Source organism: Rhizobium sp. USDA 3886 (assembly GCF_056279785.1).
Genome location: NZ_JBWCDC010000001.1, coordinates 3,905,276 through 3,927,803 on the forward strand (window position 1 = coordinate 3,905,276; position 22,528 = coordinate 3,927,803).

A 22,528-nucleotide genomic window follows, 5' to 3' on the forward strand; every position below is an offset into this window, starting at 1 on the left:
TCGCGGCCATGCCGATCTCCTCCGCCCGTTTGCGCCGACCTCTCCTGCTTGCTGCCGTTTTCGCGGCTGTTTTGCCGTATGGCGCTTCGGCGCAGACGGTCGACAACGTCGTGACACGGCCGCTGGGTCAGGAAGCCGAACCGTTCAAGACCAACCGGCCGGCGGAAGGGGCGCAGCCCTCGACCGGCCTCGGTGTGCTGGATCGCATGGGCGCCAAACTGCCCGACCTGCCGCCTGAGAAGGATTACAAAGGGTCGATCGATACAGCTTACGGTGCTTATCAGCGCGGTTATTATCTGACGGCAATGCAGCTGGCGCTGCCGCGCGCGCAGCTCGGAGATCCGGCGGCGCAGACGCTGATTGCGGAAATGCAGTATGCCGGGCTCGGCGTTCGCCGCGATCTGAAGAGCGCAGCCTTCTGGTACGGCAAGGCCGCCGAAGGCGGCGATGCGGCAGCGATGTTCAAATATTCGTTGATCCTGATGGCGGGAGAACTCGTACCGCGAAACAAGGCGAAGGCGGATGATTACATGCACCGGGCGGCCGACGGCGGCAATGCTTCAGCGCAATTCAACTGGGCGCAGTTGTTGACGACTGATCATCCCGGTCCCGAAGGATTGAAGCTCGCGCTTCCCTACTACGAGAAATCCGCCCGGCAAGGCATTGCCGACGCTCAATATGCCGTAGCGCAAATCTATTCCGTGCTTCCCGATCTGCCGGAGCAGAAAAAGAAGCTGGCACGCGAATGGCTTGCCCGCTCGGCGCGCGCAGGTTTCGACACTGCACAGCTCGACCTCGGTATCTGGCTCATCAACGGCAACAACGGGCCACGCGACTTCGTGAATGGGTTTCTATGGATGAAACTCGCTGCCAATCGTGGCAACGTCGCGGCGCAGAATAAGCTCGCACATCTCTATATCAATGCGCTTGGCACCAAGCCGGACCCGGTCGAAGCGGCGAAATGGTATGTGCTTTCCCGCCGGGCAGGGTTGCCCGACCCGGAGCTTGAGGATTTCTATCTCGGTATCGAGGACGTTCAGCAAAAGCAGGCGATCGACCGGGCGAACAAGTTCCGCCGCCTGCCGTAAGCTCAGAACAGGGCGTCGGCGGAGCCTTCGGTGCCGACGACCTCTTTCAGAGTCCGCAACGCTCTCCCCTTGAAATTTGCCTGATTTTGTGGTCTTGAGGCCGCCAATCTAATAAGAGCGCTGCCTTTTCCGGCGATCAGGGAGCTTTCCCGCCCTGACAGCGCATCCCGTATCAGTTCCAAGGAAATGCTCCAATGGCCCGTTCTGCTCTTCTCAACGTCATGGTTCAGGCTGCCGTCAAGGCAGGAAAATCGCTGGGGCGTGATTTCGGGGAAGTGCAGAACCTGCAGGTTTCAGTGAAGGGGCCTGGCGATTTCGTTTCCAATGCCGACCGGAAGGCTGAAAAGATCGTCAGGGACGAGCTTCTGAAGGCGCGCCCGACCTATGGGTTCCTCGGCGAGGAGAGCGAAGAGATCAAGGGCACGGACGGGGCACACCGTTGGATCGTCGATCCGCTCGACGGCACGACCAACTTCCTGCACGGCATTCCGATGTTCGCGGTCTCGATCGCGCTTGAACGGAATGGCGAAATCGTCGCGGGCGTCGTCTTCAATCCGGCGATGGATGAGCTCTACACCGCCGAGCGCGGCGGTGGCGCCTTTCTCAACGACCGCCGCCTGCGTGTCGGCGCGCGCCGGGTGCTTTCGGATTCCGTCATCGGCTGCGGCGTGCCGCATCTCGGCCGCGGCAACCACGGCAAGTTCCTTGTCGAGCTCCGGCATGTCATGGGCGAGGTGGCTGGGATCCGGCGTCTCGGTTCGCCGGCGCTTGATCTCGCCTATATCGCCGCCGGCCGCTTCGACGGTTTTTGGGAGACGGGACTTGCGCCCTGGGACATGGCGGCCGGTATCCTGCTGATCCGTGAGGCAGGCGGTTATGCGACCGACTGGAACGGTGGCACGGATATTCTCGATACCGGCGCTATCGTCGCCGGCAATGAATATATTCACAAGGCGCTGATCGAGACCGTCAAGCGTCCCATCCCCGCGAAGTGAGACGCACCGGAAACCAGCTGTTGTAAAGACACGGTTTTCTCTGCCCGCGCACTTCAATTCGGCACAATGTTGATCTAGTCTCCGGCTGCAAGCAATCTGGAGGGCTGCGCAACCATGGAAAATGTGAATGCGGCGGAATTCGGCTCGACCGAAAAACCGAGCAGCAACTATGTCTATAAACTCTCCAGTCCGATGCCGTTCCTCTGGACGATGCTCCTGTTTCTCGTGATTGTCGGCTTCATCGCTTCCATCCTTTTCCGGCAGGCGCAGACTGCGTTCATGCACAATCCGGGCCTCAACGGCCTCATCGTCGGCGTGCTTGCGGTCGGCATCATCCTGGTTTTCACCCATGTGCTGGCGCTTCGTCCGGAAGTGCGCTGGTTCAATTCCTTTCGCGCGGCCGGCAGTGCAGACAAGGTAAACCGCAATCCGAGGCTGCTTGCGCCCATGCGGTCGCTGATCGGCAACCGTAAGTCAACGGCAACGCTTTCGACCACGGCTCTACGCTCAATTCTCGACTCGATCGCGACCCGGCTCGATGAATCGCGGGATACGTCGCGTTACCTCATCGGCCTTCTCGTCTTCCTCGGTCTCCTCGGTACCTTCTGGGGCCTCATCGGCACGATTGGCTCGATCAGCGGTGTCATTCAGTCGCTGGACGCAGGCTCGAACGGCGCCGGAGACGTGCTGACCACGCTCAAGGAAGGTCTGGCCCTGCCGCTTACCGGTATGGGCCAAGCCTTCTCGTCCTCGCTGCTCGGCCTGTCCGGATCGCTCATTCTCGGTTTCCTCGATCTTCAGGCGGGGCGTGCGCAGAACCGCTTCTACACGGAACTCGAAAACTGGCTGTCCTCGGTGACCGATGTCGGGTCGGATATTGCCGTTCCGACGCTCGACTCGGGGACGTCCTCCGAGGATCTCCGCGCGATGTCGGACTATCTGAAGAAGGTTGCCGAAGAAGGCGGCGCTGGCAGCCAGCGCTCGGTTGCTGCGATGGCAAGCCTTGCCGAGGGTATCCAGGGTCTCGTCAAGAACATGCGCAACGAACAGCAGATGCTGCGCGACTGGATCGAAGCGCAGCAGGACGAGGCAAAGGCCATGCGCCGCACCCTCGACCGGCTTGCTGAGCGCATCGGCGCGCAGGAAAAGCACAGTGCCACCGAGAGAAGCCATCGCGCCAGCCAGACCGAAAAAAGCGAGGGCAAGTAAGCCATGGCGCTCGCCCGAAACCGCCGCCGCCACGGCGAAATGAACTACTGGCCGGGTTTCGTCGACGCATTGTCGACGCTGCTGATTGCCATCATGTTCCTCCTGACGGTTTTCGTCGTCGGCCAGTTCATTCTGAGCCGCGAGATTTCCGGCCGCGACGAAGTGTTGAACCGCCTCAACAGCCAGATCAACGAACTGACGCAGTTGCTCGCGCTTGAGAAGGGCAGCAAGCAAGATCTCGAGGATTCTGTCGCCAACCTGCAAGCCTCCCTCACGACCGCCGAAGGCGAGCGCTCGCGCCTGCAGGCATTGCTTGATGCCGGTTCCGGCGGCAAGGACGCCGCGCAGCAGCGCATCGGCGGCCTGACAAAGGAACTCGACGAACAGAAGCAGATAAGCGACCGGGCGCTCAGCCAGGTCGAAATTCTCAACCAACAGATAGCAGCCCTGCGCAGCCAGATCGCAGCCGTCGAAGCCGCGCTTCAGGCTTCAGAGCAGAAGGACCAGAGCTCGCAGGCGAAGATCGCCGATCTGGGCAGGCGCCTGAACGTCGCGCTGGCGCAGCGGGTTCAGGAACTCAATCGCTACCGCTCCGATTTCTTCGGCCGCCTGCGCGAGATCCTGTCCGACCGCGAAAACATCCGCATCGTCGGCGACCGTTTCGTCTTCCAGTCAGAGGTTCTGTTCCCTTCCGGCAGTTCCGATCTCAATCCGGAAGGCACGGCGGAGATGACGAAACTTGCCACTGCGCTGCTTGATCTTTCCAGGGAAATACCGCCGGAAATCAACTGGGTGCTCCGGGTCGACGGCCATACCGACAATGTGGCGCTTTCCGGGGCCGGCCGCTTTCGTGACAACTGGGAGCTTTCCTCGGCCCGTGCCATCTCTGTCGTCAAATATCTGATTTCGCAGGGCGTTCCTTCCGACCGCCTCGTGGCGGCAGGTTTCGGCGAATTCCAGCCGATCGCGCCCGGTGAAACACCGGAAGCCCGCGCCACCAACCGCCGCATCGAGCTCAAGCTGACCGAGAAATAAACAGCGCCTATATGCTTGGCGGCCCTTTCTTCGTCGATAGCCGCCGAACAGCGTCGCCTAGGGGGGCGGCCATGACAGCCTTGCCAGGCAGTGCTGGGTCGTTGGCGAAGTCGCCGGCTTTTGGCGGAGGCGGTATGCACGGCTACAATGCGCTTGAGGGGATTTTCCTCGGCGGTTGTATCTTTTCGGCCGGGCCGAGGGAAGGGCCATATGAGGCGGCGCCGTTCGGCGCCGCCGAAGTCCGGTTAAGCCGTTGCCGTGGTCTGATCGTCGACCGTTGCGTCCGGCACATTCTTCTTGATAGATTCGATTGCGCTCAGCGCGGATGCCTTGGCTTTGTAGCCTTCCGAGCTGAACATGGATTCACCGTTCGACGCCTTGAAGCGGAAACGGAATTCGCCGGCCTTGTCCTTGTACACTTCAAACTTATACATCGATTATCTCCCAATTATCAGGAAGTTGCCCCGGTAACATGGGACAACCTAGTGCAAAAGTTGAGTCTATTCCATCTGGATATTCGCGCCCTTCACGATGGGTCCCCACTTGGCCAGTTCGGCCTTCACATGCGCGCCAAGTTCCTCCGGCGTCGATCCGACGATCGTGGCGCTGAATTCCTTCATGCGTCCGGCAACTTCCGGATCCTTCAAGGCCTTGTTGGCGGACTCGTTAAGCTTCGCCACAACATCCGCGGGTGTATTCGCTGGCGCAAAAAGCGCGTTCCAAGTGTAGGTCTCGTAGCCCGGAACGCCGGACTCAGCGATGGTCGGAATATCCGGGAAGGATGGAGCACGTTTCGCGGTGGTGACCGCCAGCGCCCGCAGCTTGCCGGATTTGATGTGGCTGGAAGACGACGGCAGATTGTCGAACATGATCGATACCTGGTTGCCCAGCAGATCGGTCAGCGCTGGGCCCGCGCCTTTGTACGGGATGTGCTGCATCTTGACGCCGGCCATCGAATTGAACAACTCGCCGGAAAGATGAAGCGGCGTGCCGTTGCCGGAGGAAGCATAGCTCCATTTGTCCGGTTCGGCCTTCAGCAGCGCGATCAGTTCCTGCACGTTCTTGGCGGGCAGTTCCGGATTGACGACGAGCACGTTGGGCACGATGACGAGCAGCGAAACCGGCGCGAAATCCTTTTCCGGGTCGTAAGGTGTGGATTTGAGGATCAGCGGGTTCAGCGCGTGGGTGGCGACCGTTCCCATCAGGATAGTGTAGCCGTCCGGTTCAGCGCGAGCCACGTTGCCCGCGCCGAGATTGCCGCCGGCACCGGCGATGTTCTGGACGATCACCTGCTGGCCAAGGTCTTCCGACATCTTCTCGGCGATGATGCGCGCCACGACATCGGTCGATCCGCCTGCAGCAAAGGGAACGACCAGAGTAACCGCGCGCTCCGGAAACGCGTCGGCATGCGCGGTTCCGAGGCTCAAGGCCGCAAACAAGCCGAGGCCGAACGCCATGCGGCGGGTCATATTGAAAAGTGCCATTCGATTCTCCTCCCGGAATTCATCGGTTACGCCGCCCGACTGCATCAAATCGGGCAGAAGGAGGTTAGGGCGGACGCGGATAAAAGCAACCGGAAGCGGCCGCGTGGAAATGCAACTTTAGTCGCTGACGTAAACTATCCGACTATTGATATTACAATCCGTCCTCCGATAACCATCTATGCGGAAGACGCTATTGAATTTGTGCGCTTGGCGGGACGAGATCGTGGAGTTTGACATGCAGCCCGTATCCAATCCATTTCCGGCAGTCGAGAACGAGGAGGAAGGTCTTTGGCCGGTGCGCCGGCACAAGATCCTCGACTGGCTGATCAATGAAACCCGCAACCAGCGGTTCATCGACAATATCCTGGTGGAGATGTGCGAGCGGTTGCGGACTGCCGGCGTTCCCGTCGCGCGCGCGACAATGCATTTCCGGACGCTGCATCCTCAATGGCTCGGCGCGCGTATCCTCTGGCGTCCCGGAATGCAGGAAGCGAAGATCACGACCTTCGGCTACGGCGTCGAGACAACGTCGCAATTCCTGAACAGCCCGATGAACGAGATATTCAGCGGTGCCGCAGAAGTCCGGCAGAAGCTGGACGGCGAAGCCACCTCCTACCCGCTTTACGATGAGTTGCGACAGGATGGCCTGACGGACTACGTCGCCTGGCCAATGGAGCACACACTCGGAAAACGGCATGTCATTACCTTCTCGAGTGACAAACCAGGCGGTTTTGACGAAGAGCATCTAATCTTCCTGAAGGACCTTCTACCAGCGCTCACACTTGTCACGGAGGTTCGGATCAAGAACATTCTCGCTCGCACGCTGCTTCAGACCTATGTCGGGCCCCATGCCAGCGAGCAGATTCTTGCCGGTGCCACGACACGTGGCAGCGGTGCAACGGTCGGCGCGGCGATCCTCATCTGCGACTTGCGCGACTTCACTACGATTTCCGATTTATGGCCGCGCGACGATGTGATCGAGCTGCTGAATGATTATTTTGATGCGATGTCGGAGCCGATCGAAAAGCACGGCGGTGAGATCCTGAAATTCATGGGCGATGGCTTGCTCGCCATCTTTCCGCTGACCAATCCCAATGCCTGCAGCAATCTTCTCCGCGCAATCAAGGAAGCGCAGGCAGCAATGACCGAGCTCAATGTCTTCAACGCCGAAAGGGGGCATGTGGAGTTGCGCTACGGCGTCGGCGTGCATGTGGGGGATGTCATGTACGGCAACATCGGCTCGCGCAAGCGCCTCGATTTCACGGTGATTGGCCCCGCCGTCAACGTCGCATCGCGGCTGGAGACCCTGACCAAGGAAATCAAACGGCCCGTGCTGCTGTCCAAGGCGTTCGTCGAAATGGCGGGGTGCGAAAGCGATCTGGAAAGCCTCGGACTCTATCCGCTGCGCGGCTTGGACCAGCCTGTGGATGTCTACGCGTTTCCTCAGGCGTAGCGCCTATTTGGTGGCAGCCAGAAACTCTTCCGCACCTGCATCGAACTGCAGCTTCGCCAGCTTGGCATAGATGCCGCCATGGCGGATCAGGCTCTGATGCGTGCCTTCCTCGATGACGCGCCCCTGGTCCATGACGAGGATGCGGTCGGCTTTCAGGACGGTCGCGAGGCGATGGGCGATGACCAGCGTCGTGCGGCCGTGCATCAGGCCGTCGAGCGCCTTTTGCACCAGGGTTTCGCTCTCCGCGTCCAGAGCCGACGTTGCTTCGTCGAGCAGGAGGATAGGAGCATTCTTCAGGATCGCGCGGGCAATCGCGATACGCTGGCGTTGGCCGCCGGAAAGGGTAATGCCGCGCTCGCCGACCTCGGTGTCATAGCCCTTGTCCAGCCTTGCGATGAACTCGTCGGCCTGGGCGGCAATCGCTGCGGCGCGCACGTCTTCTCGCGTCGCGCCGGGACGGCCGAAGGCGATATTGTCGTGGATTGAAGCGGCAAAGACGGTGACGTCCTGCGGGACGATCGCCATGCGCTCACGCAGATCATCGGGCGTCACCCCGCGTGCATCGATGCCGTCAATCGCGACGCAGCCCTGCTGCGGATCGTAGAAGCGGAGCAGCAGCGAGAAGACGGTGCTCTTGCCAGCGCCGGACGGGCCGACGATGGCGACGGTTTCACCGGGCGTGATGCTGAAGCTAAGGCCATACAGCGCCGATTTCCCGGGGCGCGACGGATAGGCGAAGTGCACGTTCGAGAATTCGACGCGTCCCCGGGCTGGCGCGGGCAGCGTCTCGGGCTTTTCGGGCGCTGCGATCGGCGAGACTTCGTCCAGCAATTCGGTCAGCCGGTCGGCGGCGCCGGCTGCCTGCGAGAGTTCTCCCCAGACTTCCGACAGAGCGCCGAGCGAGCCGGCGGCGATGACTGAATAGAGCAGGAACTGCCCAAGTGTGCCAGCAGAAAGCGTTCCTGTCAGAACATTGTGTGCGCCGACCCAAAGAACTGCAACGACGCTGCCGAAGATCAGGGTGATCGCAATGCCCGTCAGAAGTGCGCGCGAGCGGATGGCGGAGCGTGCGGCCTCATAGGCGGATTCGACGGCGGCGCCATAACGGTTTGCGGCTGCGTCCTCGCCGCTGAAGGCCTGGACGGTGCGCGTGGCAGCGATCGTTTCGCTGGCGAAGGCGGAAGCTTCGGCGAGCGTATCCTGTGCGGCGCGAGAGCGCTTGCGAACGGATCGCCCGAAGCCGACGAGCGGAAAGACGATCAGCGGGATTGCACCGAGCACAAGGCTTGAGAGCTTCGGCGAGGTCACGATCATCATGCCCATCGCGCCGAGACAGAGGATTACGTTACGCAGTGCCACAGAGGCGGTCGCGCCGACAGCCGATTTGATCTGCGTCGTGTCGGCCGTCAGGCGCGACACGATCTCGCCAGACTGATTGACATCGAAGAAGGAGGGAGAAAGCCGTGTGACATGCGCAAAGAGATCCCTGCGCAAATCCGAGACTATGCGTTCGCCGAGCGTGATGACGAAATAGTAGCGAAGGGCGCTTGCGGCCGCGAGCACGACGGCGATGACCATCAGCATCGCAAAGTAGCTGTTGATGAAGGCACCGTCAGCCTGCGTGAAGCCGTGGTCGATCATGCGGCGCACGGCAAGCGGAAGCGTGAGCGACGTCACGGCGGCAACGGCAAGCGAAGCCAGCGCGCCTGCGACCATGCCGCGATAGCGCATCACATAGGGTGCCAGCCGTCCGAGCGGCTTCAAGGAACGCGACTTCTTTTCCGCGGTCTGCACTGCGTCTGCCAAATCATCTCCAATCGCCCCAATACCGCTGATCGGCGGCTTGCAGGCCCTTGTTATCCGGGCGGCCTTCATGTATAGGCACCGCATCCGAATGGGAAGCCGTAGCCTTCGTGACTGCGGCTTCATTTATTCAATCGGTTCTCTTGCCGCAATGACTTGCGTCAAATTGGACCCTGGCATCGCAGGAAGATTGTTATGAAGGCTGATATCCATCCCGACTACCACGTCATCAAGGTGGTGATGACCGATGGCACCGAATACGAAACCCGCTCGACGTGGGGTTCGGAAGGCGCTGTCATGAACCTCGAAATCGATTCCAAGTCCCACCCGGCCTGGACCGGCGGCAACCAGCAGCTCATGGACCGCGGCGGCCGTGTGTCCAAGTTCAACAAGCGCTTCGGCGGCCTCGGCCTCTAATCGCTTCTGCGCGGTACAGAATTTGAAAAAGCCCGGGTTTCCGGGCTTTTTTATTGCTTGAATGAGTCTGAGTGAGTGCCGATGCGTGCAAGCTGCAGTTCACGGCATCTCGATGCGACAGCAGCAGCCAATCGGGCTCAATGTGAAGGTCGCGACAGCACGCAACAAAAAACCGGCCGCGCATGACGAAGCCGGTTCACCTTTAGTCTAGCTTATGCAAGCTCTCAGTTGTTGCCGAAAGCCGTTTGCAGCAGGCTCAGCTGTGCTTGGACGCTGTTCTGATTATCCGGAACGATCGGCGCTTCATTCGGGCGATAGATTTCACGGTCGAGAAGGGCAACGCGGTTTTGGAGGCGTAGCGAGCGTTCAACGAGATCGCGGAAGGCTTCCGGCAGGTCGCCCCAGCCCGGAGCGTTGCGGTCCACGTTGAAGCCGTCAAGGCGGACCTTGTTCTTTTCGGCGAGGACCTGATCGCGCGACATTTCGCCGTTGTTGACGGCACGCTGCAGGAGAAGCCAAGATGCCATCTGCATCAGGCGTGTCGTGAGGCGCATCGATTCGGCCGCGTAAAGAACGGAAGCCATGCGGGGCAGAACCTTGGAGGCGGCGCGGCCGTTGCCGTCCAGATAGGCAGCAGTTTCCTCGACCAGCGACATGCCTTCTGCGTACAACGTCTTGAACTGCGAGGATGCGGCAGCGCGGCCCGCAAAACTGATGGTATTCAAACCGAGTTCCGACATTCAAATGGTTCCTGTTGCACGCATCTACATATGTTCAGGTAACGCCAGCCCAAACTAAGGTTTCAGCGGCCGGTCTTTATGTCTTTAAGATGGTATCTTTAGCCCAATTGCGCAAGGCGTTTCTTAAGAAAGGGTTAACTTCCACAGATTCGTGGTGAATCGCCACCGGTGCAAAAAGAAGAGCCGCAAAAGCGGCTCTCAAGGTAAAACAGGGAGAAAAATCAGACCAATTCACCGCATGGGAAACTGTCTGAGATCCAGAGAAAATCTGGATGAGAACAGTAATATCTTATAAGGCTTAATATTCTATTAAGACTGTTTCGCATTAAGACTGGTGGCAGCGGTTTTTCGCGCGCTTGCAGCCTTTATCCTTTTCTAAGAGCGAAAAAGGCTTTCTGCCGCCGCGCGGCCCGAAGCCTTCCTTGTCACTTCGGCCTCGATGCGGGCGATCTCCGCCTTCAGTACTTCGACTCGTTCCTTCAACTCGTCCACGGAAAGCATCGAAAGATCGCTTCCGATTTCGTAAGCCACCTTCTTCTGCGGCCGGTCATCGTCAATGAAGCTCATGAGCAGTCCTCCGTTCGGTTCCTTAGCCGTATTTTACCGCAGGATCGCTGCTTTCGGGAGGCTTGTTTGACACTCGTTCGGCAAGCGACATGCTTTCGGGCGTGAGCATCTGGGAGGTGCCGGTCGGAATGGTCGTATACATCTCACGCTCGCTTGCTGGCACTGCGGCGCGAATGCGGCTGCGGATGATTGCGTAAACGGTGATCAAGACATGCGACAGCCCCGTGACGAGGAAGAGCGCATACGGACTGACGATTGACATCACAGGACCGCCGATCGTCGGTCCGATCACCGTCCCGATGCCGTAGAGCAGCAGCAGTCCGCCCGAAACTTTCACGAAATCCTCGGCGGAGGCGAAGTCGTTCGCATGCGCAACGGCGATCGGATAGAGCGTGTTGGCGACCGCGCCGTAAAGAATGACAAGGCCGATCAGGAGAACCGGCGAGGAGGGGTGCAGCAAGACGATCAGCACGCCGGCGACCGCGGCAATCGCCGACATGGCTGCCAGAACATAGCGGCGGTCGATGCGATCGGAAAGGCGGCCGGCGGGAAGCTGCATCAGTGCGCCGGCGAAAATGGTGGCGCTCATCATGATCGCGATACTGGCGTCGGAAAGCCCCGCGCCGGCGCCGAAAACCGCGCCGAGCGTACCGTAGGCACCGTTGGCGATGCCGACCATCAGGATGCCGAGGCAGGAGACGGGCGAATTGCGGTAGAGCGCAGGCAGGTCGAGCTTCACGGCCTTCAGCGGTTGCGGCGAGGCTGCAGTCGAAAGCGTCGTGGGCAGCATCGCGATGCAGTAGAAGATGCCGCAGACCATGAAGAGCAACGGCGTTCGCACGTCTTCCAGCGGGATCATCATCTGCCCGCCAACGACACCGAGAAGCGTGATGCCGATATAGAGCGAAAAGATTGCGCCGCGGCTTTCGTTCGTGGCGCGTTCGTTGAGCCAGCTTTCGATGATCATCGAGGTGCCGGCGGTCGAGAAGCCTGTGACGGCACGCAGCGCGATCCACCACACGGGATCGATGACGATGCCGCTGAACAGGGCGCTGATGGCGATGATCGAGATGAAACCGGAGAAGGCGCGCACATGGCCCACGCGCCGCACCAGTTTAGGGGCGACGAGGCAGCCGACGACAAAGCCTGCGGCCCAAGACGTACCGAGCAGGCCGAGCGTGGTCGTGGCATAACCTTCGAGATTGCCGCGGACGGGAAGCAGGATGCCCTGCAGACCATTGCCCATGAAGAGGAAAAGCGTTCCGAAAAGCAGCGCGGCGACGGACAGCAGATTTCTTCTCATTTCCCCACTCTCGGCGAATTCGATTTAAAGAGTCATAAGACGAGACGCTGTCCGTCCTGTCCCAATAATGTTGATTGTGTCCCGGAATGCCGTTACGGCATGAAGAAACGCTGTGTTCGCGCGGAATAATGTCGGTCCTGTGACATTCTGAAAATATTGGAAAATAATGCCGTGACAAAGCTGCTGGCGCTGGTGCTCATCCTTGCCATGGTCATACAGATCATCAAGCCGCTGGGGCTGCCCGGTTTGCGGCGCCGCATGGACTTTTGGAAGATTGCGCTGGTCGCGTTCGCAGTTTGGGCGGTTGCCCTCCTTGGCCGCGACCTGATCGCCTAGACGGTGATCTCACCGCGCATGACCGGCACGCAGGCGCCGGAGATCGAGACGTCCGTCACCACGCCATCCTTCTTGACGACATCGACTTCGATGATGCTGCGCCGGCCCATTTCGACACCCTGTTCGATCGTCAAGCGCCGGGTCGTCGTCTGCTCCGGCGCAAGGGAAACGAGATAGGCGGAAAGGGCCGCTGAAGCGCTGCCGGTCGCGGGGTCTTCCGGGACGTTGTCCAGCGGCGCGAACATGCGGGCGCGGATAGTCCAAGGCTCCTCGGGCGAGCGGGCATAGACGAACAGCGAGAAATCGTGATTGCCTTCGGCGTTAGGGCCGGCGGCGTCCTGGAAATGCGTCAGATTCGGGCGTGCGGCGCCAAGCGATGCCAGGCCGTCGAGTTCGGCAACCGCGAAGGAGAGGCCGACGGAGACGAAAACCGGTTGATGGGTTGAGTTGAGGATTGCGTGGCTGTCGATGCCGATGCAGCGCGCAACGGTTTCTTCCGAGACGGCAGCCCCGATATCCAGAGGCCGAGGCGCGCGGATCGTTGCAGCGGTTACCCGGCCCTCGACGCGGCGAAGCGCCACTTCGACCAGTCCGGCCCTTTCTTCGAAACGCAGCGTGTCTCTGACTGGCTTGCCGAAGATTTCCTTCTGCTGGCCGAGAACATAGGCCGTTCCGACATTCGGATGGCCTGCGAAGGGGATCTCCATCGTCGGCGTGAAGATCCGGACGTTAGCCGTGTTGGCGGGGTCCCTGGGCGACAGGACGAAGGTGATTTCGGAATATCTGAATTCCGCTGCGATCTTCTGCATCGTCTCGGTGCCGAGTTCTTCCGCGCCCATGACGACCGCAAGAGGATTGCCTTCGAAACGGTTGGAGGTAAAAACGTCGACAGTCGTATAGGAAAGGATAGTCATCGCGGCTCCGATATTTTGGATGCCGCGATAATCGGTCACGTCTTTCGGTCGCGAAAGCGCAATCTTGTCGTGGTGACAAAAGAAAAGCCCGGCGCGCGCCGGGCTCGATGGAGTCTTAAGGTAGGTTTCAAGCCGCCTTTTCGAGTTCCTGTTTCCAGCTGCCCTTGGCGGCAAGGCTGTTCATTTCGGCGCGATGGCTGAAGGCGCGCTGACCGGCGGCGACGTTCTCCGGCTTGCCGCCCCAGGCCTTCAGTGCTGTATCCTGCAGGGCGCGGCCATACGAGAAAGTGACTTTCCAAGGCAGGTCGAACCCGGAATTGATCGCCGAAAGATGAGCTGTCGCCTCTTCGGTAGACTGACCGCCGGAAAGGAAGGCAATACCGGGAACGGCGGACGGAACCGTGCGCTTCAACACCTGGACGGTGCGTTCGGCGACTTCCGCGACGGATGCCTTGCGGGCGTTCTTGCCGTCGATAACCATGTTCGGCTTCAGGATCATGCCTTCGAGGCTGACACGCGCATCAGCGAGTTCTTCAAAGACGGTGCGCAGCGTCCATTCGGTGACCTGGGCGCAGCGATCAATAGTGTGGTCGCCCGGCTTGCCGTCCATCAGGCATTCCGGCTCGACAATCGGCACGATACCCGCTTCCTGGCAGAGCACGGCGTAGCGGGCGAGCGCGTGGGCGTTCGCCTTCATCGAACCCCAAGTTGGGAGCGACGAAGAGATAGCGATCACACCGCGCCATTTGGCGAAGCGGGCGCCGGCTTCATAATATTTGGCAAGGCGGCCGGCGAGACCGTCGAGGCCTTCGGTGATCGTTTCGCCCGGATACTTCGCCATCGGCTTGGCGCCGATATCGACCTTGATGCCGGGAATACTGTCTGCAGCCTTGATGATGTCGACGAAGGGCGTGCCGTCGGCCGCCTTCTGATAAAGCGTCTCTTCGTAGAGGATGACGCCCGAGATGTATTTCTTCATGGCCTCTTCGGAGCGGAAGAGCATTTCGCGATAATCGCGGCGGCTGGTTTCAGTCGATTCCAAGCTGATCGTATCGAACCGCTTTCCAATCGTACCGGTCGACTCATCGGCGGCAAGCAGCCCCCGGCCACCCGCTACCATCTTTGCTGCAATGTCTTCCAGGCGTTCGCTCATTTTTCACTCTCTCCAGGACAAGAAAATCGGCAACCAGAATGGATATAGGTCGGCGATAACAGAAGTTTATAGGCAGGAGAATGGAGCGCTAAGTCATTGAAACGATTGAAATCGTTTCAATCGTTTGAAACTTTGAGTTTTTTTTCGCCGCGTGAGCAAAAGACCGCGAAAACCTAAAAGCCTCCGCGTTCTATCCACATGTAAAGATTGCCAAATCAGCCGGACGGTTACTTGCCGGAAAGGACGGCAATACCCGGCAGGACCTTGCCTTCCATCCATTCGAGGAAGGCGCCACCTGCCGTCGAAACATAGCTGAAGTCATCAGCGGCGCCGGCATGGTTCAGTGCCGAAACAGTATCGCCGCCGCCTGCGACGGACGTGAGCTTGCCAGCCTTGGTACGCTCGGCGGCATACCTCGCGGCTGCGACTGTCGCCTTGTCGAAAGGCTCGATTTCGAAGGCGCCGAGCGGTCCGTTCCAGACCAGCGTCTGGGCGCGCTCGATCCAGGCCTTGACCACGTCGACCGACTTCGGACCGACGTCGAGTACCATGGCGTCTTCCGGAATGGCGTTGATGTCGACGGTCTCGTTGGCTGCACCCGCTTTGAATTCGCGCGCGACGACGCCGTCTTCCGGCAGGATGATCGCGCAGCCGGCTGTTGCGGCTTCGATCATGATCTGCTTTGCGGTTTCGCCAAGGTCATGCTCGCAGAGCGACTTGCCGACATTGGTGCCGCGGGCGGCGAGGAAGGTATTGGCCATGCCGCCGCCGATCACCAGAGCGTCGACCTTCTTTACGAGGTTCATGAGCAAGTCGATCTTGGTGGAAACCTTAGCGCCGCCGACGATGGCAACGACTGGGCGGACCGGATTGCCGAGGCCCTTTTCGAGCGCTTCCAGTTCCTGCTGCATCGTGCGGCCGGCATAGGCGGGAAGCAGGTGGGCAAGGCCTTCGGTGGAAGCATGGGCGCGATGCGCGGCGGAGAAAGCGTCGTTGACATAGATGTCACCGTTGGCAGCAAGCGCCTTGGTGAATTCCGCGTCGTTCTTTTCCTCACCCTTGTGGAAGCGGGTGTTCTCGAGAAGCAGGATATCGCCGTCCGTCATTCCGGCGACGGCCGAAGCAGCGGCTTCGCCGATCGAGTCCGATGCGGTCGCGACCGGCCTGCCGAGCACCTTGGAAACGTCCGGCGCGATCAGCGAGAGCGAGAGGTCCGGCGAGGCGCCTTCCTTCGGTCGGCCGAAATGCGCAAGCAGAATAACCTTGGCACCCTTCTTCGACAGTTCGAGGATCGTCGGAGCAACGCGTTCGATGCGCGTCGTGTCGGTAACCTTGCCGTCCTTTACGGGCACGTTGAGGTCGACGCGGACGAGAACACGCTTTCCGGCGATGCCGTTGAGGTCGTCGAGAGTCTTGAAAGCTGCCATGGGAAGATCCGTTCATTAATTGCCTTGGAAGGTGGCCGACCATAGCAAGGATGCCTCAAGACGCAAGGCGTTCAACCGCGGTTTTCAGGCGCGTTTTCGTCAGGATCCGGCGCGCTGCCGGCTGCTATGGCCTCCGGAGTTTTACGGCCCTTTAGGCGGTCGCGGATACGCTGGACGATGTCGTGCAGATTGATGAAGATCGGCAGCGTGATGGCGGGTTCGACAGCCTCGAGCGACATGCCGACCGAGGTGATATGGTCCTGATCGTCGAGGTCGCGAACGATCAGAATGATCGAGCCAAGACGGACGCGATCGGCATAGTCCGCCTTGCCGCCGAGGCGCTGCTTCATCAGTTCGGCGATGGTCAACCCCCTCTCGGATTCATTCAAAAGGCCCGGGCCGTAGGCAGCATCCAGATCGGCGGCAGGCCGGGCGGGGGAGAGCGCGAAAGCACCGAAAAACTCGGCATCGTCGGCATCCACTGGCGCACGGCTGGCGAAAAGCCGGTCAAGCAGGCGCGAGTAGCTCGGCACGATGAAGAGGTAGACAAGATCGTTCTCGCGCAGCCGCCCGGCATATTGATAGCGCATCGACTTGCCGTCGCGGATGACGAGCGAAGGGGTAGCCCAGCGGGGGATGCGTTCGCCGCGAAGGATCGGGCTGTCCTTAATGACGCGATAGGAGAGCAGTTCGTGGTTTGCCGCACCCGGCAGATCGACCTCCACCTTGTCGACCGCGCCCATGCGCGGCGGGATGATGAGGCCGAGTTTCTTGGCCACCGGCTTGATGGTCCAACCCTGGATCAACAGCGAGACCAGCACGATGATGAAGGCGGTGTTGAAGAATATTTGCCCGTTCTGCAATCCCCCGAGAATCGGCATGATGGCAAGCAGGATCGAGACCGCGCCGCGAAGGCCGACCCAGGCGACGAAGCCGATCTCCTGCTGCGTATAGTCGAAGGGCAAGAGCGAAAGCCAGATGGCGAGCGGACGGGCGACGACGATCAAAAACAACGCCAGCGCAACCGCTGGAATGATGATTGCCGGAAATTGCGAAGGCGTTGCGAGCAGGCCGAGCACGAGGAACATGATGATTTGCGCGAGCCAGGTCATGCCGTCCTGAAAGCGCTTGATTGATCCTAGCGCCGGAAGCTTGCGGTTTCCGGCATAGATGCCGGCGACATAAACGGCCAGGAAGCCACTGCCGCCGACGGCGCCCGCGAAAGAAAACACGAGCATCGCAAGGCCGAGCACGAAGATCGGCGTGAGGCCGCGATCGGTGTCCAGACGGCCGACGACCTGTGCGATCATCATGCCGCCGAGCAGCCCGAGAATGACGCCAAGGCCCATTTCCTGAATGAACATCGCGAGCATGCCGATATTGATGCCGGCATAGCCTTCACCGCTCGCGAGCAGCTCAACGAGGGCGATGGTGAGGAAGATCGCCATCGGATCGTTGGTGCCGGATTCCACTTCGAGGGTGGAGCGCACCTTGTCGCGAATGTTGATGCCGCCGATACGCAGCAGGAAGAAGACGGCGGCGGCGTCCGTCGAAGCGACGATCGAGCCGAGCAGCAGTCCCTCGAGCCAGCTGAAATTGAGGAGCCACATGGCGGCCACGGCAAAGAGGCCGGCGGTGATCAGCACGCCAATGGAGGCAAGCGTCAGCGAAGGTATGGCCGCGAGCTTGAAGGCGTGGATCGGCGTACCGAAGCCGGAATCAAAGAGAATGACGGCAAGCGCGATCGAGCCGAGGATATAGGCAAGGTAATTGTTGCTGAATTCGATGCCGAGCCCATCCACGCCCGCAAGCAGGCCGATTGCCAGGAAGAGCAGAAGCAGCGGAGCGCCAAAGCGAAAGGCGAGCAGGCTCGAGAAGGCCGCAAGAAGCACAAGCGCCGTCGACACCAGCACGACGATATAGAATGCTTCCACGTCTGTCCCCTTTCATTCCCCGCGCCTCAAGACAGTCCGGGCATTGCAGCTATTCCGCCCTCCATGCTTCATTCCGCCTGCATCAGTAAACGGCAAAACGGGCCGGAAGGGTAGGCCTTGCGGCTTAACCTCGCTTGCCTGCGGCTTAATGCTGCTGAACGGCGCGCCGGACGGCTGGTCGGTGGGAATGCTACGGGAGAGATTCTCTTTGAAGAATGTAGAGGCAAATCAGGCAAGAGCAGGGCAGGGAAGAAGAGGCCGGCACTTTTGTTTTTTGAATTATCCGTGGATGCTGCTCAATTGCTCAAAACAAAAGCGGCCCGGTTTTCCCGAGCCGCCTTCCTAGATCTGCTTTTCGCTAAGCTCAGATAAGTTTTGCAAAGGCAACGGCTGTATCGGCCATGCGGTTGGAGAAGCCCCACTCGTTGTCGTACCAGGTGAGGATACGGACGAACGTGCCTTCCATGACCTTGGTCTGGTCAATCGCTAAGATCGAGGACTGGCTGTCGTGGTTGAAGTCGCGGGAAACCAGCGGCTCCTCGGTGTAGCCGAGAACGCCCTTCAGCTTGCCGTTGGCGGCAGTCTTGATGGCTTCGTTGATTTCCTGAACGCTGGTTGCCTTCTTGGCGACGAACTTGAAATCGACGACGGAGACGTTCGGGGTCGGGACGCGGATCGACGTGCCGTCGAGCTTACCCTTCAGTTCTGGCAGGACGAGGCCGACGGCTTTGGCTGCGCCTGTCGAAGTCGGGATCATCGAGAGTGCTGCAGCGCGGGCGCGGTACAGATCCTTGTGCATCTGGTCGAGCGACGGCTGGTCGTTGGTGTAGGAGTGGATGGTCGTCATGAAGCCGTGGTCGATGCCGACGGCGTCATTCAGCACCTTAACGACCGGAACCAAGCAGTTCGTCGTGCAGGATGCGTTGGAGATGACCATGTGCTCCTTGGTGAGCTGGTCGTGGTTGACGCCGTAGACGACGGTAAGGTCAGCGCCGTCGGCAGGAGCCGAGACGAGGACGCGCTTGGCGCCGGCGGTCAGGTGAGCCGCGGCCTTGTCGCGCGCGGTGAAGATGCCGGTGCACTCCATGGCGATGTCGACGCCGAGTTCCCGGTGCGGCAGCGTCGCCGGATCCTTGATCGCCGTCACCTTGATCGGCTTGCCGTTGCCGACGATGATCGTATCGCCTTCAACCTTTACGGTTGCCGGGAAGCGGCCGTGGATCGAGTCGTAACGCAGCAGGTGGGCATTGGTTTCGACAGGGCCGAGGTCGTTGATGGCGACCACTTCGATGTCGGTGCGCCCGGATTCAACGATAGCACGGAGAACATTGCGGCCGATGCGGCCAAAGCCGTTGATGGCAACCTTTACAGTCATTTGCATTCACTCCCTAGATATGGGGCTTGCGGATGAGTGGAGAGCGCTGGAACGCTCCCCCTTTAGAGTTTAGCTTCTGCTGCGGCGACGACGGCTTCCGCCGTGATGCCGAAATGCTTGTAGAGTTCCTTGTACGGGCCGGACGCACCGAAGCTCTTCATGCCGATGAAGGTGCCTTCCGGACCGATAAAGGCGTCCCAACCTTCGCGGACGGCGGCTTCGACTGCGATCTTGACCGGCGACTTGCCGAGGACTGCATTGCGGTAGGCGTCCGGCTGCTCGAAGAAGAGTTCGGTGCAGGGAACGGAGACGACGCGGCTGGAAATGCCCTTGCCTTCCAGCGTGGCGCGAGCGGCGACGGCGATCTCGACTTCGGAGCCCGATGCAAAGATCGTGACCTTGGCATCGTCGGAGCCGGCGAGCGTGTAGGCGCCTTGGGCCGACAGGTTCTTTTCGCTGTATTCAGCGCGCACAGCCGAGAGGTTCTGGCGGGTGAGCGCCAGGCCTGACGGACGGTTCGGCGTCTTGATGGCGATCTGCCAGCATTCGGCAGTTTCCGTGGCATCGGCCGGGCGGAAGATCATCAGGTTCGGGACGGCGCGCAGTGCGGCGAGCTGTTCGACCGGCTGGTGGGTTGGACCATCTTCGCCGAGGCCGATCGAGTCATGTGTCAGCACGTGTATGACGCGGATGCCCATCAGCGAGGCGAGACGGATTGGCGGGCGGCAATAATCCGAGAAGATCAGGAAGCCGCCGCCGTAGGGGATCAGGCCGCCGTGCAGCGAGATGCCGTTCATGGCGGCCGCCATGCCGTGTTCGCGGATACCATAATGCATGTAGCGGCCGGAGAAGTCTGTCGGGGTGATCGACTTCATCTGGCTGGTCTTGGTGTTGTTCGAAGGCGTCAGGTCGGCAGAGCCGCCGAGCGTTTCCGGCAGGAAACCGTTGATGACTTCGAGCGCATCTTCCGAAGCCTTGCGGGTCGCGACCGTCGGCTTGGTTTCGGCAAGCTTCTTCTTGTACTCGCTGATCGCGGCATCGAAGCCGGGCGGCAGTTCGCCGGCAAAGCGGCGGGTGAACTCGGCCTTCTTGCCGGAAGCGTCGAGGCGACCTTCCCAGGCCCTGATAGTTTCGGCAGAACGGGTGCCCGCTTTGCGCCAGGCGTCCAGAATGTCGGTCGGGACGGTGAAGGCTTCGGCGTCCCAGTTCAGCGCTTCGCGGGTCGCGGCGATTTCGTCTGCGCCGAGCGGGTTGCCGTGGACCTTGTGGGTGCCCTGCTTGTTCGGCGCGCCGAAGCCGATGATCGTCTTGCAGGCAATCATGGTCGGGCGGTCAGATTTCTGCGCGGCTTCGATAGCGGCGGCAATGGCAGACTGGTCATGACCATCGACCTCGATCGTGTTCCAGTGCACGGACTTGAAGCGCGCAACCTGGTCGGTCGAATCCGACAGCGACACTGCGCCATCGATTGTGATCGAATTGTTGTCCCAGAAGACGATGAGCTTGTTGAGCTTCAGGTGGCCGGCAAGCGCGATGGCTTCCTGGCTGACGCCTTCCATGAGGCAGCCGTCGCCTGCGACCACATAGGTATAGTGTTCAAGCAGGTCGGAACCGAATTCCTCGCGCAGTTTGCGTTCGGCGATCGCCATGCCGACCGAATTCGCGATACCTTGGCCGAGCGGGCCGGTCGTCGTTTCGATGCCGGTAGCGTGACCGTATTCCGGATGGCCGGCGGTCTTCGAGCCGAGCTGGCGGAACTGCTTGATGTCCTCGATCGACATGTCCGGATAGCCGGTCAGATAAAGCAGCGAATAGAGCAGCATGGAGCCGTGACCGGCTGACAGCACGAAGCGGTCGCGGTTCGGCCAGTGGGGCTGCTTGGGATCGAAGTTCAGGTATTTCGTAAAGAGAACGGTTGCGACATCCGCCATGCCCATCGGCAGGCCCGGATGGCCCGAATTTGCCTTTTCGACGGCATCCATGGAGAGAAAACGGATCGCATTCGCCATGCGGTCATGTTGTTCGGGAGAGGTCATGGCTTTTCCACGGGGTTCCGGTGTCGGGAGATGGCCTCAAGCCTTGTGTAGGCCATCGATGAAAGCGGGTGAGACATAGCAGTTGGAACGGCCAAGTCAATAAATTGCGGGCCATATCCGGGCGGGGTGCGACGATTTTTGACATTTGATCGGGTGCTTGTACAAAAGACGAATCTTCTATCGCCGGTAGGATGTATTTCAGTCATCCACAGAATAGGCCCCATGCCCGGGTACGGCTTTTATTGACGTGCCGTCGGCTAGCTGCATATCCTGTTGAAAACACTGGACCGGCACGGGCTGCCGATTCGAGAGGTCTTGCGCGGGGGAACGGGACAGCGACATGACGCCCACAGGCAAAACCATGGAAGCGGCGCTCAATGAGCTGAAACAGGCGATTTCCGGCCTGGAAAACGCCGTGGATATGCGCATCGAACGCCAGCGCGAGCAGGGCGACATCGAGGGCGAGGTTCGCCGTGTGCATGCCGACCGCTCCAAGCTGGCGCAGGAACTCGACCAGGCAGAATTCCGTGCCAACCGGCTGGAAGAGGTCAACCGCGAGGTTTCGCGGCGGCTGGTAACAGCAATGGAAACGATCCGGGCGGTTCTGGACCGCTAGTGGGAAGACAGTGACATGGCACAGGTGACGGTAACGATCGACGGCAAGGCCTATCGAATGGCCTGCGAGGAGGGACAGGAGGACCACCTGACCGATCTTGCCAACCGCTTCGACCGTTATGTCGGCCATCTCAAGGGCCAGTTCGGCGAAATCGGCGATCTGAGGATCACCGTCATGGCCGGGATCATGGTGATGGACGAAATTTCCGAGCTGAGCCGCCGCGTGACCGAGCTGGAGGCCGAACTCGAAACGCTGCGCAGCAATCGCGATACCGTTGCCGCGGCGACCGCGCGGACGGAAGAAAGCCTTGCCGAAGTGCTCGGGGAGGTGACGAGCCGCATTCGCGGCATCACCGACAAGCTCAACGGCCGGGCGCCTGCCGAGCTCAATTAAATTTGCGCAGCATGCTGGCGCAGCGTTATCAACGGCCTTATATATCGTGCTGCGATCTGCGCCTCTCGACAGGAACCACAATCCCTGGGGCCATACTCGATCCAAAGGGAGCTGTCCCTGATCAGGCTCGTGGGCCTGGACACACGGCGCCCACCTACGTTTGTAGGCGCCCAGGATCGTAAACCTCCATCGGTTGCCGCGGATCGCACCTCATTTTTCGATGGCTGAGTTCCGCCCCTCGTCTATTCCG

21 protein-coding genes and 1 other RNA gene are annotated in these 22,528 nt (G+C 60.3%); 10 read left to right on the top strand and 12 right to left on the bottom strand.

What is annotated here, in order from left to right:
- Window positions 1–8 precede the first annotated feature (8 nt).
- The 4 genes from ACZ9BX_RS19540 (at window position 9) to ACZ9BX_RS19555 (ending at window position 4,327) form a co-directional block, all read left to right on the top strand.
- Window positions 9–1,088 carry a tetratricopeptide repeat protein gene (locus ACZ9BX_RS19540; RefSeq protein WP_476219702.1) on the top strand — a complete coding sequence of 360 codons (1,080 nt, stop codon included), beginning with the start codon at window positions 9–11 and terminating at the stop codon, window positions 1,086–1,088.
- A gap of 194 nt (window positions 1,089–1,282) precedes the next feature.
- Window positions 1,283–2,083, top strand: coding sequence for an inositol monophosphatase family protein (locus ACZ9BX_RS19545; RefSeq protein ID WP_086995096.1), 801 nt, complete (start codon window positions 1,283–1,285; stop codon window positions 2,081–2,083).
- Between the two features lie 114 nt (window positions 2,084–2,197).
- Window positions 2,198–3,292, top strand: coding sequence for a flagellar motor protein MotA (locus ACZ9BX_RS19550; protein ID WP_476219703.1), 1,095 nt, complete (start codon window positions 2,198–2,200; stop codon window positions 3,290–3,292).
- A gap of 3 nt (window positions 3,293–3,295) precedes the next feature.
- Entirely contained in the window at window positions 3,296–4,327 is a 1,032-nt protein-coding gene (locus tag ACZ9BX_RS19555; RefSeq protein ID WP_132562597.1) for a peptidoglycan -binding protein, read from the top strand.
- Between the two features lie 245 nt (window positions 4,328–4,572).
- Here the strand turns inward: ACZ9BX_RS19555 and ACZ9BX_RS19560 are convergent, their stop codons facing one another.
- Both ACZ9BX_RS19560 and ACZ9BX_RS19565 read right to left on the bottom strand, forming a co-directional pair.
- Window positions 4,573–4,761: a YegP family protein gene (locus tag ACZ9BX_RS19560; protein WP_476219706.1), complete on the bottom strand. Its 189-nt coding sequence runs from the start codon at window positions 4,759–4,761 to the stop codon at window positions 4,573–4,575.
- A gap of 66 nt (window positions 4,762–4,827) precedes the next feature.
- Entirely contained in the window at window positions 4,828–5,811 is a 984-nt protein-coding gene (locus tag ACZ9BX_RS19565) for a Bug family tripartite tricarboxylate transporter substrate binding protein (RefSeq protein ID WP_476219707.1), read from the bottom strand.
- Between the two features lie 235 nt (window positions 5,812–6,046).
- Here ACZ9BX_RS19565 and ACZ9BX_RS19570 point away from each other — a divergent pair, with 235 nt between their 5' ends.
- A complete protein-coding gene (locus ACZ9BX_RS19570; protein WP_476219709.1) occupies window positions 6,047–7,264 on the top strand; it encodes an adenylate/guanylate cyclase domain-containing protein in 1,218 nt (405 codons plus the stop codon).
- Window positions 7,265–7,267: 3 nt separating this feature from the next.
- Here ACZ9BX_RS19570 and ACZ9BX_RS19575 read toward each other — a convergent pair whose 3' ends face one another.
- Window positions 7,268–9,139 carry an ABC transporter transmembrane domain-containing protein gene (locus ACZ9BX_RS19575; protein WP_476219711.1) on the bottom strand — a complete coding sequence of 624 codons (1,872 nt, stop codon included), beginning with the start codon at window positions 9,137–9,139 and terminating at the stop codon, window positions 7,268–7,270.
- Window positions 9,140–9,262: 123 nt separating this feature from the next.
- On the opposite strand from ACZ9BX_RS19575, the gene rpmE reads away from it, so the two are divergent.
- The gene (gene rpmE, locus ACZ9BX_RS19580; RefSeq protein ID WP_027508080.1) at window positions 9,263–9,484 is read left to right on the top strand and encodes a 50S ribosomal protein L31; all 222 of its coding nucleotides are present in this window, start codon (window positions 9,263–9,265) and stop codon (window positions 9,482–9,484) included.
- A 224-nt stretch (window positions 9,485–9,708) separates the two neighbouring features.
- Here the strand turns inward: rpmE and rcdA are convergent, their stop codons facing one another.
- The 3 genes from rcdA to ACZ9BX_RS19595 all read right to left on the bottom strand — a co-directional run bounded on the left by rcdA (window position 9,709) and on the right by ACZ9BX_RS19595 (window position 12,094).
- On the bottom strand, window positions 9,709–10,224 hold the full coding sequence (rcdA, locus tag ACZ9BX_RS19585; protein ID WP_027508081.1) for a protease adaptor protein RcdA: 516 nt from the start codon (window positions 10,222–10,224) through the stop codon (window positions 9,709–9,711).
- Window positions 10,225–10,599: 375 nt separating this feature from the next.
- Window positions 10,600–10,791 (bottom strand): DUF1192 domain-containing protein, encoded by a 192-nt coding sequence (locus ACZ9BX_RS19590; protein ID WP_132562587.1) that lies wholly within the window; start codon window positions 10,789–10,791, stop codon window positions 10,600–10,602.
- Window positions 10,792–10,813: 22 nt separating this feature from the next.
- Window positions 10,814–12,094 (bottom strand): MFS transporter, encoded by a 1,281-nt coding sequence (locus tag ACZ9BX_RS19595; protein ID WP_476219714.1) that lies wholly within the window; start codon window positions 12,092–12,094, stop codon window positions 10,814–10,816.
- A 171-nt stretch (window positions 12,095–12,265) separates the two neighbouring features.
- On the opposite strand from ACZ9BX_RS19595, the gene ACZ9BX_RS19600 reads away from it, so the two are divergent.
- Window positions 12,266–12,430 (top strand): hypothetical protein, encoded by a 165-nt coding sequence (locus ACZ9BX_RS19600; RefSeq protein ID WP_086995614.1) that lies wholly within the window; start codon window positions 12,266–12,268, stop codon window positions 12,428–12,430.
- Here ACZ9BX_RS19600 and ACZ9BX_RS19605 read toward each other — a convergent pair.
- The 6 genes from ACZ9BX_RS19605 to tkt all read right to left on the bottom strand — a co-directional run bounded on the left by ACZ9BX_RS19605 (window position 12,427) and on the right by tkt (window position 21,269).
- The gene (locus ACZ9BX_RS19605; RefSeq protein ID WP_476219716.1) at window positions 12,427–13,344 is read right to left on the bottom strand and encodes a PhzF family phenazine biosynthesis protein; all 918 of its coding nucleotides are present in this window, start codon (window positions 13,342–13,344) and stop codon (window positions 12,427–12,429) included. The genes ACZ9BX_RS19600 and ACZ9BX_RS19605 overlap by 4 nt on opposite strands.
- Window positions 13,345–13,471: 127 nt before the next feature.
- The gene (locus ACZ9BX_RS19610; RefSeq protein ID WP_476219718.1) at window positions 13,472–14,497 is read right to left on the bottom strand and encodes a class I fructose-bisphosphate aldolase; all 1,026 of its coding nucleotides are present in this window, start codon (window positions 14,495–14,497) and stop codon (window positions 13,472–13,474) included.
- Window positions 14,498–14,724: 227 nt separating this feature from the next.
- Window positions 14,725–15,924 (bottom strand): phosphoglycerate kinase, encoded by a 1,200-nt coding sequence (locus tag ACZ9BX_RS19615; RefSeq protein ID WP_476219719.1) that lies wholly within the window; start codon window positions 15,922–15,924, stop codon window positions 14,725–14,727.
- 71 nt (window positions 15,925–15,995) lie between these two features.
- A complete protein-coding gene (locus tag ACZ9BX_RS19620; protein WP_476219720.1) occupies window positions 15,996–17,858 on the bottom strand; it encodes a potassium/proton antiporter in 1,863 nt (620 codons plus the stop codon).
- Between the two features lie 364 nt (window positions 17,859–18,222).
- Window positions 18,223–19,233 carry a type I glyceraldehyde-3-phosphate dehydrogenase gene (gene gap / locus ACZ9BX_RS19625; RefSeq protein ID WP_027508087.1) on the bottom strand — a complete coding sequence of 337 codons (1,011 nt, stop codon included), beginning with the start codon at window positions 19,231–19,233 and terminating at the stop codon, window positions 18,223–18,225.
- A 62-nt stretch (window positions 19,234–19,295) separates the two neighbouring features.
- Window positions 19,296–21,269: a transketolase gene (gene tkt / locus ACZ9BX_RS19630; protein WP_476219722.1), complete on the bottom strand. Its 1,974-nt coding sequence runs from the start codon at window positions 21,267–21,269 to the stop codon at window positions 19,296–19,298.
- 340 nt (window positions 21,270–21,609) lie between these two features.
- Here tkt and ACZ9BX_RS19635 point away from each other — a divergent pair, with 340 nt between their 5' ends.
- The 3 genes from ACZ9BX_RS19635 to ssrS all read left to right on the top strand — a co-directional run bounded on the left by ACZ9BX_RS19635 (window position 21,610) and on the right by ssrS (window position 22,487).
- On the top strand, window positions 21,610–21,885 hold the full coding sequence (locus ACZ9BX_RS19635; RefSeq protein WP_086995076.1) for a DUF4164 domain-containing protein: 276 nt from the start codon (window positions 21,610–21,612) through the stop codon (window positions 21,883–21,885).
- Between the two features lie 15 nt (window positions 21,886–21,900).
- Entirely contained in the window at window positions 21,901–22,278 is a 378-nt protein-coding gene (locus ACZ9BX_RS19640; protein ID WP_027508090.1) for a cell division protein ZapA, read from the top strand.
- Window positions 22,279–22,328: 50 nt separating this feature from the next.
- Window positions 22,329–22,487: non-coding RNA, 6S RNA (gene ssrS / locus ACZ9BX_RS19645), on the top strand.
- Window positions 22,488–22,528 lie beyond the last annotated feature (41 nt).